This window comes from Flavobacterium sp. Arc3 (assembly GCF_041431375.1).
Classification (GTDB): domain Bacteria; phylum Bacteroidota; class Bacteroidia; order Flavobacteriales; family Flavobacteriaceae; genus Flavobacterium.
On record NZ_JASMRI010000003.1, the window covers coordinates 112917 to 124930 of the forward strand.

Genomic DNA, 12014 nt, shown 5'->3' on the forward strand with positions numbered 1-12014 from the left:
GGTTTGTTTTTGAGATTTTATTCAAAAGCTAATTCGTTTTTTTATAACTCCAAACGGCAAAACCATTGATTGCAAAGGCATAAAAGGTAATTATAAAAAACGGTCTTGAAATATCAGAAAAGGTCGCTCCTTTAAGCATAACCATTCGAATGATTTCCACAAAATAGCGAATGGGGTTGAACAAAGTAAGTTGTTGTGCCCAAGTAGGCATGCTTTCAATAGGGGTAAACAATCCGCTCATCAGTATAAAAATAACCGTAAAAAACCAAGCAATAAACATGGCCTGCTGCTGGGTTTCAGTATAGTTTGAGATGAATAAGCCTATGCCAAGTATATCTAGTAAGTATACTGAAGTAAACAGGTAAATCAGTCCTAAATTTCCTAATACTGGAATGTTGAATACGAGTTTGGCAATAATTAGACCAACCGTTAAAATCATTAAACCCAATACCCAAAAAGGAAATAATTTCCCAATTATGAATTGATGCTTTTTTATAGGCGTAACATTGATTTGTTCTAAGGTCCCAATTTCTTTCTCGCGTACAATATTCATGGCCGATAAAAACAAGGTAAGCATCGTTACTAAAAGCACTAAAATACCGGGAACCATCAAGGTTTTATAATTTAAGGTATTGTTGTACCAAAAGGAGGGTATGGTTACTATGTTTTGCGGCTGTACAAAAGAACTACCATTGTATTGGGAGAGCTGGCTTTGAATTTTTTGATTGAAAGTGGCAATGATTTGGGTAATATATACATTTGTGACTCCGGCTGCTGCACCGTCAATCGCATTGATACTAATCGAAAGAGTCGACTTTTTATCAGTCAATAAATTGCGTTCAAAGTGATTTGGTATTTCTAGAATAACATCCACGTTACCTTTTTCCATTTGCAGATTGGCTTCCTTCTTTGATTCAAAATTGTCAATTATTTTGAAATAGTCTGAGGATTGAAATTTACTGATTAATTCTCTTGACGCCGCCGAATGGTCGTTGTCTATATACGAGAATTTTATGTTTTTTACTTCAAAACTGGCTGCATTAGATAAGATTAACAACTGGATAAAGGGCAAAACAAATATAATAGGCAGCATCGCTTTATTTCTAAAGATTTGTCTGAACTCTTTTTGTATGATGAATAGTATTGTTTTCATTTTTCGTTTTTATTTAGCACGGAGAAATAATGGATTGATGTGGAGTTTCTCTCTCTCTCTCTCTATTCTTTTCTCTATACTCTTCATTATCAATCTGCTTTATTCTAATCTTATTTTGTATTTCTTGATGCTTAATGCAATAAAAAATACTGTCATACCAATAAGTATTAATGTTTCTTTCCAAATAATTTCAATCGAAGCTCCTTTTAGCATGATGGCTTTAATGATGATTATAAACCATTTTGCAGGGATTATATTACTGATTAGCTGTAATGGTAGTGGCATGCTTGAAATTGGGAAAATGAAACCAGAAAGGATAATTACAGGCAGCATTAATCCCATTAGGGAAGCCATCATGGCGGTTTGCTGCGAATTAGAAAGTGTTGAGATTAGTATTCCCAGTGAAAGTGCGGTGATAATGAATAGAATGCTTTCCAGAGCGAGTAAAAATATACTTCCTTGAATGGGCATCCCAAAGACAAAAACACCTAGAACTACGATTACGGTGGCATTGATTATAGAAAGGAAGATATAAGGAAATACTTTTCCCAGAATAACCTGTAACGGGTTTAAGGGCGATACAAGCAGTACTTCCATGGTACCAAGTTCTTTTTCACGGGTAATCGATATGGAGGTCATCATTGCCGAAACCAGCATTAAAATAACGGTCATTACTCCAGGCACAAAGGTAAAAACACTCTTGAGTTCTGGATTGTAATACAGTTGTGTTTGCGTTTGAATTTGATAGCTTGCTTGGTTTACGTTATTTAATTCTTGCGTATAATTTTGCAAAATAGCATTGACGTAATTTGTTATTGTATTGGCAATATTAGGATCTGTAGCATCGGTAATTACTTGTACTTTGGCTTGTTTTTGGGTCTGGAGGTTTTTTATAAAATCATTTTCAAAAACCAATACTGCTTTGACTTTTCCTTTTTTGAATATGGATTCTATTTGGGCCTCTGAACTGACTTCCTGTTCGATATGGAAATACTTAGAAGCACTAATTTTATTGATTATTTTTTTGGTTTCAGTGTCTTTAGATTTGTCTAGAATGGCAATATTGACATTGTTGATTTCATTAGTAATGGCAAAACCAAACAACATGATTTGAGCAATGGGCATACCAAAAAGGATAAACATCGAGCGCTTATCGCGAAAAATGTGATAGAATTCTTTTGTTACAAAACCGATAAATCTTTTCATGTTTTCTTATAATTTAACCACAAGGTTCGCAAAGGTGTTTTTTAGTCTTTTCTCTTTGTTCTATTTTCACACTTCTATTCTACATTCCGCGCCAGTTTTAAAAATACGTCGTTCATGGAATCTACATTATATTGTTGTTTTAAGTTCTTGGGTGTGTCGAGGGCTTCAATATGCCCTTCCACCATTATCGATACCCGATCGCAATATTCAGCTTCATCCATATAATGAGTCGTTACAAAAATGGTAGTGCCTTTATGAGCCTCAGCATAAATCATTTCCCAGAATTGTCTTCTTGTAATAGGATCCACACCACCAGTTGGTTCGTCCAAAAACACAATTTTTGGCTCATGCAATAAAGCCACTGAAAACGACAGTTTTTGTTTCCAGCCTAGAGGCAAATCGCCTACAAGTTTGTTAAGAGCCTTCTCAAGTCCCAGTTCGATAGCTAACTGAGCTGTTTTCTCCTTTATTTTATTTCGACTTAAACCATAGATTCCACCAAAAAAAGTAATATTTTCCTTGATGGTCAGATCATCATACATGGAAAATCGTTGACTCATGTAACCAATGCTTTTCTTTACCATCTCTGTCGCAGTCTTTACGTCGAAACCGGCTACAGTCGCTTCTCCTGAACTAGGCCTTGATATCCCGATGAGCATTTTCATAGCCGTTGTTTTTCCGGCGCCATTTGCTCCTAGAAAACCAAAGATCTCCCCTTTATAGACCTCAAAAGAAATGTTGTCAACAGCAGTGAAGCTGCCAAATTTCTTGCTGAGGTTTTTTACTTCTATGATTTTTTCCTGACTCAAAATTTATTGATTTAAGGTTGTTAAATCCATGAAAACATCTTCGATAGAAGTTTTTGAAACACGAATTTCTATATCGGTATGGTTTCGTTCTTTTAGGTAATTCTCCAATTCGTTTGGATTAAAATCATCCTTTTTGTCAATGTAGTGAATGTACTCACCAAAGGCATACACGCTGTATTGACTTGGGTACTCTTTTAAATCCTGAATCAATTGATGGGTCTGCCTACTGCGGACATCGTAAATCGTTTTGTCGTATTTTGAGATGATATTGGCGGGCGTGTCAATCTTTAAAATAGTCCCTTTTTGAATCAGTGCAATCCGGTCACATAGAGCGGCTTCATCCATATAAGGTGTAGAAACTAATATTGTAATTCCTCGTTGTTGCAGTCTTTTCAGCATTTCCCAAAACTCTTTTCTGGAGACAGGATCAACCCCTGTGGTGGGTTCATCTAGAAATAGAACTTTCGGTTTGTGAATCAAGGCACAGCACAAGGCTAGTTTTTGCTTCATTCCGCCAGAAAGAGCACCAGCTCGTCTGTCTTTAAAAGGTTCAATTTGAACATAAATTTCTTTGATTACATCATAGTTTTCTTCTAGCGTAGTTCCAAAAATAGTGGCGAAAAATTTTAAATTTTCGGCTACGGTTAGATCCTGATACAATGAAAACCTGCCGGGCATATAACCAATACTATTTCGAATGGATTTATAGTCCCGAACCACGTCAAAACCGGCTACCGTTGCCGTTCCTTCATTGGCCAGTAAAAGGGTAGTCAATATCCGAAAAAGAGTTGTTTTTCCCGCGCCGTCTGGACCAATCAATCCAAATATTTCTCCTTCTTTTACATCAAAAGAAATAGGCGCAACGGCTAAATTGTCTTTGTAGGATTTGGAAATATTTTGGACTTGAATACTCATTATTTAATCAATAAAAAATTACTTTCTGCTATGGCATCCACACTGTGTTTGACATCAGCTTCTATATTGACAAAGTCACCTGATTTTAATTCGATAGTTGTACCATTCTCCTCTTTATAAATTGCATTTCCTGAAGCACAAACTAATAAAACTGCAACTTTACTCAAGTGTTCTTTTAAATGTTCTCCCGCACCAATTTGTAGTGAAATCACTTTGCCTTCGACAGTAGAGAAAAGCATTTTGGTTTGTACAGGTTTATTTTCGGTGTGGAGGTTTTTTAAGTTCATTATGATTTTTTTTATGTTTTATTTAAATTTTTCATTCCTTGGCCATTTTTATGATTTTGCTTTAAATGAGCGTCAAACCATTTTGGGGTTTCTATTTCATTGTCATAAATATAGGCAGCAATTTTCGTTAAATCTTCTTTTTTAAAATTCTGTTTTGGCATAACATTAAATTTATTTATTGCACCCATCATTAAAGCATTTTCTTCTTTAGGATCACTAGCGTAGGCTGCTAATGCATTTATGAAATCTTTTCTGTTACTATATTGCATGGAATATCGTTTCTTAATTGCAATCATAGGAGGAGCAATAATAGCATCATGCGATTTTGTGGTAACGCTATGGCAAGTATAACATTTTTGGGTCATTAATTGTAATCCTTCATTATCTTGCATGATAGATTCAGAGGGACTATGGTTTTCAGCTATGTCTAGTTTTGTTTTTTTATTGCAACTGCTAAAAGCAATTGCCAAAACGAGCATTTTTAGGATTCTTGATTTCATGTTTTTTTTTATTTGGTTCCGCAGCCACCATTAGACTCGCTTAAAATCGTATTGTAATATGCGATTGTTATGTATTGTGGAATATAATTTACTCCACTTAATGCAAGCTGATTTGTAAAAGCTCGAATGTGATTTTTAGAACCACAGGTTAAATTATCATAAACACTCAACAAGTCTGATTTTGTCGTGTTATTTATAAAATCATCAATATCCTTAATGTCTAAATCTTCAATTGTAGCTCCTACTTTTAATGCTTCAGTAGAAGAAATAGCAGATTGAGCGGTTAGGCTATTGTATAATACTTGCAATTCAGTACTCTGAAAAACGCCTCTTTGCATTGATGCTGGATCAGTAATGCCGTATTTGTTCAGTAAATTCAAGACACTATCCATGTGTTGTTGTTCGCTTTGAGTAATAGAATTAAAAATGGTAATTTGGTATTTGTCAAAGGAATACATATAGACATCTCTAGCTAATTTTTCTTCTTCTCTTAAAAATTTTAAATCGGCAACTTCATTTGGTGTTAGCGAAACCAAAGACGCGATATTATTGTCGTTAGAGCAGCTACTGAACATCATTAATGTTACTGCAGTAGCCAATAAGATTTTTTTCATAATAATTGTTTTTTATGGTTGTTCTGTAAAATTAACCATTTGGTTAACAGACAGAAGTGACATAGGTTACATAACCAACAATTAATTTATTTAATCCACATTTCAGCAGGCATTCCTATTTTTAGACCGCCGTCATTTTTCACATCAATTTTCACGGCATATACGAGACTCACTCGTTCTTCTTTAGTCTGAATGATTTTTGGCGTGAATTCTGCCGTGGATGCAATCCAAGAAATGGTTCCAGGATAGGATTTCATTTCGGTATCCGTATCAATTTTGACATTGACCTGTTGTCCCACTTTTATTTTGGACAGTTGGGTTTCGCTTACATATACACGCAACGTCATTTCAGAAATATCAGCAATTTTGTAAAGTGGTTTCCCGAAAGCCGTTATTTCATTTGGCTCCACGTACTTGGCCAAAACCGTCCCTTTAATGGGATTTGTGATTTTACTTTTCTGGATTTGATCGTTAATTTTTTGGATTTGAACATCTATCGATTTGGCTTCATTTAGGATTGGCGCATTTTGCGTTGCGACACTCTTTATTTGTTCTTTTAAGACATTCATTTTGCCTTCTACTTCGTCCACTTGGCGTTTGGTAGCTGCATTTTCAGCAAACATATTCTGAATTCTTTTTTGCTCAATCAATGTCGTTTTGAGCTGCTCTTGTAAAATAGTAGTTTGGGACTGGACATTTCTTGATTTCGAAAAAATGGTAGTTTTAGAAGCGAGCATTTGTTGTTTATTCAAGTACAATTGGATGGTGTCTATTAATCCTACTGAAGCATTGGGCTCAAGAACTTCTCCTTCTTCTAAATTTAAGAATTCAATTTTCCCGTTGGCTTCCGCCGAAATTGTAACTTCAGTAGCTTCAAAGTTACCGTAGCCATCTGCTTTTTCGTTACTTTTACTGCAAGCCGCCAGACTTACTATAATTAGAGCGATAATCATTTTTTTCATAATACTTCGTTTATTGATGTTTGCTTTAGAAGCCGAAATGTTTTTTTAATTTCCTTTTATAACTTGGTAATTGGCTTTCGCCAAAAGCAATTGAATTTCATGTAATTTCTGATTCGTTTTGGCTTCGTATAGATTTGTTAATTCGACCAAATAATCAGAGGACGTTATTACGCCATTTCTTAGTTGTGCATCAGATGATTTCACTACATATTCTCTTAAGGAAATGATATCTGTATCTGTACTGATAACTTCCTTCAATTTATTTACTTCGTTTTCCATTTCCTGTAATTGAAGATTATTATTAAGCAAAAAGGTTTCTTTTTCTGTAGTCACGATGGCCTCAGAAATAACTAAAGCGTCTTTCTCTTTTTTGGATTTATTCCAGTCAAATACATTCCAATTGGCTTTTAGACCAAGCATGTAAAAAGTTTGAAATGAATTATCTAACATGTTTAATCCTGGGTTTCCATAACCTGCTTGGCCAAAAGCATTTACTCTGGGTAAATTATTTTTTGAAATCGTGTTTTTTGAAATTTCGATTTGTTCATTTTGTAAATCAAATAACTGTAATTCTGGGCGATTGTTTACAGTACTGATTTCCCAATTAATCACTGGTTTTACTAAAGTTACATCTTCGTTTATAGTAGACATTGTAAGAGAAGAAAGACTCTCTAATGCTTTTTTCTTGTCAAATTTAATTTCTGTTAGCTGTTGTTTTATTTTTAGTTTTTCTGCTTCAAGGACTTTCTCAGAGGCGGGAAGGATAGCGCCAAATTTTATTCCGGAAGCGATTTCTTTAATTTTAGAATCTAATTGTTCTTGTTTTGACACCAAAATAGTACTGCGCTCTTGTAGAAGAAAGGTAGAGAAATACAGTTGGTTAATTCTGGATTTAAGCTGGTAGAGGTTGACTGCAGTTTGTTGCTGTAGCGTTTTAGTCTGCGCTTCTTTGATTTTAGCATTGGCATCAATCAGTCCGCCGTTATAGATTAGTTGGTTGACATCTAAGGTAGCACGGTATTGATCCTTGTTGGGTGGATTTACTGTGACATTTGGTAAACTAATTGGCAGGGATGTTACATCTGACTGATAAGTCGCTTGTGCATTTAAGTCCACCTTGGGTAGTTTTGCTTTATTAAGGGCTTCAATTTCCAGAGTAGATTTTTGTTGCAGTAAATTAGTTTGTCTGGCAATAGGATAGTTTTTATTAGATAAAGCATAACACTCCTCCAGAGACAATGTTTGCTGACCTATAGACAATAGTGGTAACAGCAGTAGAAATAGGATGTTTATTCGTCTCATTTTTTTATCGAATTTATAATTTGTGTAGCTATACTGGTTTTTCTTTCTTCCATCATTTCGTTAAATTCCGAATCTGAAATTTGAATTAATCCTTTCGTCAACATGTGAGCTGCAAATGGAAAAACGGTCAATGAAAAGATATCCACTAAAAGTTGCTTCGGATTCACTGGCTTTATTATCCCGGCTGTTATTTCTTCTTTGATTTGAGCGATTAACATACTAGGATTAGGTCTGTTCTCATGATTTAAAAACTTCATTACAAATTCAGGGTTGTTGTTCATTTCCTGAATTATAAAGGGCGGTAAATGAGGGTTGTCGATTACGAAAGAAATATAGTTATGGGTAAACTTTTTTATTTTTTCAAAAACGGATTCATCAGAATTAAAAATGGCATTGATTTGTGGAGCTAATTGGGTGAAAGCATTCATAAAAACGGCCTCAAAAAGAAGTTGTTTATTTTTAAAACAATAATGCAGCATAGCTTTATTTATTCCTGCTTCATCTGCAATTTCCTGCATGCGTGCTCCCGCGAATCCCTTTTTTTGGAACACAGTTCTGGCAGCATTAAAAATTTTTTCTTCTGTATTCATTAGGTATTAACTTTATAGTTTAACCGTTTGGTTAACAAAGGTAGAAAAAAAAAGCAACTAGAGTTACTTTTTTTCTTTTTTTACAAACATATTAAATAGTAAACCACCCATCAGGCTTCCATATAAAGTGGAGTTAAGCGGTTTAGATGTGATTGCGCAGGTTCCTGAGGCACAGCCTACATAGTGGTAATATGCATATCCTGAAATGGCACCAATAAGTATACCTATGCCGGTAAGAATCATGGCTTTTTTTGTCATTTGTTGCTCTTTTCTAATATGATTTTGATAATAGCATTTTTATCTAAGACACCTGATTCTCGCCACAATTGTTTCCCCTCTTGAAAAAGAATCATTGTAGGAACACCGCGCACCTGATACTGAGATGCTATTTGTTGGTTTTTATCCACGTCAATTTTTATGATGGAAATCCGGTCTCCTAAATTGTCTTTCACTTCTTTTAAAATTGGACCAAGGACTTTACAAGGGCCGCACCACGTAGCAAAAAAATCGATTAGTACCGGTTTCTCTGATTTTATTAGATTATCAAAACTATTATTCATTTTTATTTTTCTTTAAATGTGGTACTGCGCATCCATTTAGACTGCATCCGGTATTAAAAATCGCTTGGAATAGAAAAAATGCAGCCATGAAACCGAATAATACCTGTTGATATTGTACTGCTTGCTGTATTAAAAAAAGTCCAATTGCAAGCCGAATCCAGCGCATGCTATGCCAATTTGTTAATAGTAATTGTTTCATTGTGTTATTTTATTTATTTTGTACTTATCATCATAAGAAACTATTTTTTGTAGTTCTTCTAATGGAATTTCTATGGTACTTACAATTAGAACTTCTGTAAAAATGCTGTTCATACTTACATTAAGAACGTCCTTAATTGCTGTAAACTTTTTAGTAACGGTATCCATGCAACCACTGCAAGTAATTCCTTCAAATCTGTAAAGATTCACATGGGTAGCCCTATTCTTTTTAAATTCGAAAAACAATTCTGAATTACTTCTGGGAGCAATTGAGTTGTCACTCTTTTCTAATTTGATAAATTCAAATGCATTTTTAAAAAGAGAGTTATATTCTTCTTGGCTTCCGCCAAAAGGAGGGCTTACCTCAAATTTTCGATTAAATAACAAACCTGAAACTTTTCCGTCGTTTGCTAAAAGCTCGTGCATTTTCCAAACATACTTCTGACGCATTACAGGCGGTAAAGCACAGAAAAATGTTTGTTCAATAATCAAGTCATATTCTCCCTTATGGTTAAAAAAATCACCTAATAGTACCTGTATACGAGTATTACTAATGAATTTTTGTTCAATAATTTTTACTAATGTTGGAGCAATATCTATTACCGTAATATTAGTAAACCCTTGTTCTAGAAGGTATGCCGCTTCATAAGTGTTCCCACAACCTGGAATTAGAATAGCGATGTCTTTATCTTTTAAAGTATCGATATAGGTTTTAATTGGTGGAGACACCAAACCCAAATCCCAACCAGTAGCATTTGCTTTGTACTGTGCGTCCCAATAATCTTGATCTAAGGGCTTGTCACAGGATACAGTACAACAAGATTCGTTATTCATAATAATCTAATTTATAATTCCCAATGTGTTTTCTGTTTTCAGTAATCATCTTTCTGTGTTTAAAAAAATTCAACAGACCAAAGATTAGCATAGCAAATGAAATCGTGTAAAACGAAATTTCGATTAGTATGCTATTATCAATCTTCAACAAACTTCTGGTGCTTAAACCAGCAACAAAAAAATACATCGCGGTGCGAATAAAGGCTAATACAGTAGTTTGATTTGCTAAGGTAGTTCGCTGTAATGCGAGACGCTCTCTTAAGATTAAGTCTTTGTTGACTGCTTCTTTCATAATTATAACTGCGTTTTACTTTTATTGTTGCTATTACTACTATGACCAAATATTGAATACATTGGGCAAAAGCTGATAAGGCTTGTAATGAATAAAATAACGGCAATACTACCAAAAACAATTGCTAAAGTGCCACTTATGATATCTGCTAAATACAGTAATGCAATAATAGCTGCTATAGTTCCTCTAATAATTTTGTCCGTCGTACCTAAATTCTTTTTCATGATATTTTTTTAAAAAATTAAAATTATTGAGTTACAATAGTAAGTATGAATTTACAGTATAAATATTTGAAAAACAAGTACTTTAACAGGCAGTTGTGTCAAATTGTTATTTTGATAAAATCTTACTTTGACATACAAAGTCGGTTTTAGGCAATTCTGTTTTAGCGATAGCATTAAATCCGCCTTCAATTTCTTTGAAATTTCTGAAGCCACGAGCTTGCAATATCGAAGCAGCAATCATACTGCGGTATCCGCCTGCACAATGTAGAAAGAACGGTTCTTTAGGATCGATATCTTTGATCCAATCATTTATGCTAGATAACGGTTTGCTAAAGGCATCTTCAACGTGTTCTGCGCTATATTCACTGTCTTTACGTATATCAATAACTTTGCTTTCTCCTATTTTTACTTCTTTGGCAAATTCTTCTGCATTTATTCTGTTGATGGTATCAATTTCTTTCGCTGCTTTTTCCCAAGCCTCAAAACCACCGTTCAAATGACCTACTAAGTTGTCAAATCCTACACGACTTAAACGGGTTACCGACTCTTCTTCCTGACCAATTTCTGTTACTAGAATAATTGGTTGTTTTACATCACCAATTAAAGCGCCTACCCATGGAGCAAAATCACCATCAATTCCTATGTTTATTGATTGTGGAATAAATCCTTTGGCGAAAGCCCCATTTTTACGAGTGTCTAGGATTAGAGCTCCAGTCTCTTCGACTATCGCTTCAAAATCATTTACCTCGATAGCTCTCATACCGTTGTTTAAAACAGTCTCAAAGCTTTCGTATCCTTGCTTATTCATGGCTACATTCATTCCGAAATAGGCTGGGGGAGGCAATAAACCATCCGTTACTTCGTCGATGAATTCGGCCTCAGTCATATCTGCTCTCAAAGCATAATTAGTTTCTTTCTGGTTACCAATAGTCGAAACCGTTTCTTTACTCATATTTTTACCACAAGCACTACCAGCACCATGAGCAGGATATACAATAACATCATCTGGCAAAGTCATGATTTTGTCTCTTAGGGAATGAAATAATATTCCAGCTAATTGTTCCTGTGTCATAGAAGCTGCTTTCTGCGCTAAATCAGGTCTTCCTACGTCACCAATAAACAAAGTATCCCCAGAAAAAATAGCATGCTCTTTACCATTTTTATCAATCAATAAATAGGTGGTACTTTCCATAGTATGTCCAGGAGTATGCAGTGCTTTTATTTTTATGTCTCCAAGAAGAAATTCTTGACCATCAGTTGCAATGATTGCTTCAAATGTAGGCTTAGCAGTTGTTCCATAGACAATAGGTGCTCCAGTCGCCTTACTTAAATCGAGATGCCCCGAAACAAAATCAGCGTGAAAATGCGTTTCAAAAATATATTTAAGTTTTACATTATCGCGTTCTAATCTGTCCAGATAAGGTTGTACTTCACGAAGCGGATCAATAATTGCCGCTTCACCATTTGAAGTTATATAGTAAGCACCTTGTGCTAAACATCCTGTATATATTTGTTCTATTTGCATGATAGTATTTTTTTAATATTCTTATACAAAGGTAATTCTTGTA

General features: G+C 34.7%; 17 protein-coding genes. All 17 read right to left on the reverse strand.

The features are described from left to right. Positions 1-28: 28 nt before the first annotated feature. On the reverse strand, positions 29-1153 hold the full coding sequence (locus tag QO200_RS03120) for an ABC transporter permease (protein ID WP_371536233.1): 1125 nt from the start codon (positions 1151-1153) through the stop codon (positions 29-31). Positions 1154-1252: 99 nt separating this feature from the next. Beyond that, positions 1253-2359, reverse strand: a complete 1107-nt coding sequence (locus QO200_RS03125; protein ID WP_371536235.1) for an ABC transporter permease — start codon at positions 2357-2359, stop codon at positions 1253-1255. A gap of 74 nt (positions 2360-2433) precedes the next feature. Then, complete coding sequence (locus tag QO200_RS03130) at positions 2434-3168, reverse strand: ABC transporter ATP-binding protein (RefSeq protein ID WP_371536237.1); 735 nt, start codon at positions 3166-3168, stop codon at positions 2434-2436. A gap of 3 nt (positions 3169-3171) precedes the next feature. Then, a complete protein-coding gene (locus QO200_RS03135) occupies positions 3172-4083 on the reverse strand; it encodes an ABC transporter ATP-binding protein (RefSeq protein ID WP_371536239.1) in 912 nt (303 codons plus the stop codon). Further along, a complete protein-coding gene (locus tag QO200_RS03140; RefSeq protein ID WP_371536242.1) occupies positions 4083-4370 on the reverse strand; it encodes a cupin domain-containing protein in 288 nt (95 codons plus the stop codon). The genes QO200_RS03135 and QO200_RS03140 overlap by 1 nt, the downstream gene beginning before the upstream one ends. An 11-nt stretch (positions 4371-4381) precedes the next feature. Continuing rightward, positions 4382-4870: a c-type cytochrome gene (locus QO200_RS03145; protein ID WP_371536245.1), complete on the reverse strand. Its 489-nt coding sequence runs from the start codon at positions 4868-4870 to the stop codon at positions 4382-4384. Between the two features lie 8 nt (positions 4871-4878). Beyond that, the gene (locus tag QO200_RS03150; protein WP_371536247.1) at positions 4879-5484 is read right to left on the reverse strand and encodes a DUF2202 domain-containing protein; all 606 of its coding nucleotides are present in this window, start codon (positions 5482-5484) and stop codon (positions 4879-4881) included. A gap of 86 nt (positions 5485-5570) precedes the next feature. Further along, positions 5571-6446 carry an HlyD family secretion protein gene (locus QO200_RS03155; RefSeq protein ID WP_371536250.1) on the reverse strand — a complete coding sequence of 292 codons (876 nt, stop codon included), beginning with the start codon at positions 6444-6446 and terminating at the stop codon, positions 5571-5573. A 45-nt stretch (positions 6447-6491) separates the two neighbouring features. Then, on the reverse strand, positions 6492-7748 hold the full coding sequence (locus QO200_RS03160; protein ID WP_371536252.1) for a TolC family protein: 1257 nt from the start codon (positions 7746-7748) through the stop codon (positions 6492-6494). Then, positions 7745-8338 (reverse strand): TetR/AcrR family transcriptional regulator, encoded by a 594-nt coding sequence (locus QO200_RS03165; protein WP_371536254.1) that lies wholly within the window; start codon positions 8336-8338, stop codon positions 7745-7747. Before QO200_RS03165 ends, QO200_RS03160 begins: the two co-directional genes overlap by 4 nt. Positions 8339-8401: 63 nt before the next feature. Next, positions 8402-8596: a DUF6132 family protein gene (locus tag QO200_RS03170; protein WP_371536256.1), complete on the reverse strand. Its 195-nt coding sequence runs from the start codon at positions 8594-8596 to the stop codon at positions 8402-8404. Continuing rightward, entirely contained in the window at positions 8593-8898 is a 306-nt protein-coding gene (gene trxA / locus QO200_RS03175) for a thioredoxin (protein WP_371536257.1), read from the reverse strand. The genes QO200_RS03170 and trxA overlap by 4 nt, the downstream gene beginning before the upstream one ends. Continuing rightward, entirely contained in the window at positions 8891-9097 is a 207-nt protein-coding gene (locus QO200_RS03180) for a hypothetical protein (RefSeq protein ID WP_371536260.1), read from the reverse strand. The genes trxA and QO200_RS03180 overlap by 8 nt, the downstream gene beginning before the upstream one ends. Then, positions 9094-9930 (reverse strand): methyltransferase domain-containing protein, encoded by an 837-nt coding sequence (locus tag QO200_RS03185; RefSeq protein WP_371536261.1) that lies wholly within the window; start codon positions 9928-9930, stop codon positions 9094-9096. Before QO200_RS03185 ends, QO200_RS03180 begins: the two co-directional genes overlap by 4 nt. Continuing rightward, positions 9923-10222 carry a DUF202 domain-containing protein gene (locus QO200_RS03190; RefSeq protein WP_371536263.1) on the reverse strand — a complete coding sequence of 100 codons (300 nt, stop codon included), beginning with the start codon at positions 10220-10222 and terminating at the stop codon, positions 9923-9925. Before QO200_RS03190 ends, QO200_RS03185 begins: the two co-directional genes overlap by 8 nt. 2 nt (positions 10223-10224) lie before the next feature. Next, positions 10225-10446 carry a DUF2892 domain-containing protein gene (locus tag QO200_RS03195; protein WP_371536265.1) on the reverse strand — a complete coding sequence of 74 codons (222 nt, stop codon included), beginning with the start codon at positions 10444-10446 and terminating at the stop codon, positions 10225-10227. Between the two features lie 106 nt (positions 10447-10552). Continuing rightward, on the reverse strand, positions 10553-11971 hold the full coding sequence (locus QO200_RS03200) for a rhodanese-like domain-containing protein (RefSeq protein WP_371536267.1): 1419 nt from the start codon (positions 11969-11971) through the stop codon (positions 10553-10555). Positions 11972-12014: the final 43 nt, after the last annotated feature.

Bases quoted from the DNA above. Each gene is read 5' to 3' on its own strand.
- QO200_RS03120 (WP_371536233.1), bottom strand. From the start codon at position 1,153: ATGAAAACAATACTATTCATCATACAAAAAGAGTTCAGACAAATCTTT.
- QO200_RS03125 (WP_371536235.1), bottom strand. From the start codon at position 2,359: ATGAAAAGATTTATCGGTTTTGTAACAAAAGAATTCTATCACATTTTT.
- QO200_RS03135 (WP_371536239.1), bottom strand. From the start codon at position 4,083: ATGAGTATTCAAGTCCAAAATATTTCCAAATCCTACAAAGACAATTTA.
- QO200_RS03140 (WP_371536242.1), bottom strand. From the start codon at position 4,370: ATGAACTTAAAAAACCTCCACACCGAAAATAAACCTGTACAAACCAAA.
- QO200_RS03145 (WP_371536245.1), bottom strand. From the start codon at position 4,870: ATGAAATCAAGAATCCTAAAAATGCTCGTTTTGGCAATTGCTTTTAGC.
- QO200_RS03150 (WP_371536247.1), bottom strand. From the start codon at position 5,484: ATGAAAAAAATCTTATTGGCTACTGCAGTAACATTAATGATGTTCAGT.
- QO200_RS03155 (WP_371536250.1), bottom strand. From the start codon at position 6,446: ATGAAAAAAATGATTATCGCTCTAATTATAGTAAGTCTGGCGGCTTGC.
- QO200_RS03160 (WP_371536252.1), bottom strand. From the start codon at position 7,748: ATGAGACGAATAAACATCCTATTTCTACTGCTGTTACCACTATTGTCT.
- QO200_RS03165 (WP_371536254.1), bottom strand. From the start codon at position 8,338: ATGAATACAGAAGAAAAAATTTTTAATGCTGCCAGAACTGTGTTCCAA.
- QO200_RS03170 (WP_371536256.1), bottom strand. From the start codon at position 8,596: ATGACAAAAAAAGCCATGATTCTTACCGGCATAGGTATACTTATTGGT.
- trxA (WP_371536257.1), bottom strand. From the start codon at position 8,898: ATGAATAATAGTTTTGATAATCTAATAAAATCAGAGAAACCGGTACTA.
- QO200_RS03180 (WP_371536260.1), bottom strand. From the start codon at position 9,097: ATGAAACAATTACTATTAACAAATTGGCATAGCATGCGCTGGATTCGG.
- QO200_RS03185 (WP_371536261.1), bottom strand. From the start codon at position 9,930: ATGAATAACGAATCTTGTTGTACTGTATCCTGTGACAAGCCCTTAGAT.
- QO200_RS03190 (WP_371536263.1), bottom strand. From the start codon at position 10,222: ATGAAAGAAGCAGTCAACAAAGACTTAATCTTAAGAGAGCGTCTCGCA.
- QO200_RS03195 (WP_371536265.1), bottom strand. From the start codon at position 10,446: ATGAAAAAGAATTTAGGTACGACGGACAAAATTATTAGAGGAACTATA.
- QO200_RS03200 (WP_371536267.1), bottom strand. From the start codon at position 11,971: ATGCAAATAGAACAAATATATACAGGATGTTTAGCACAAGGTGCTTAC.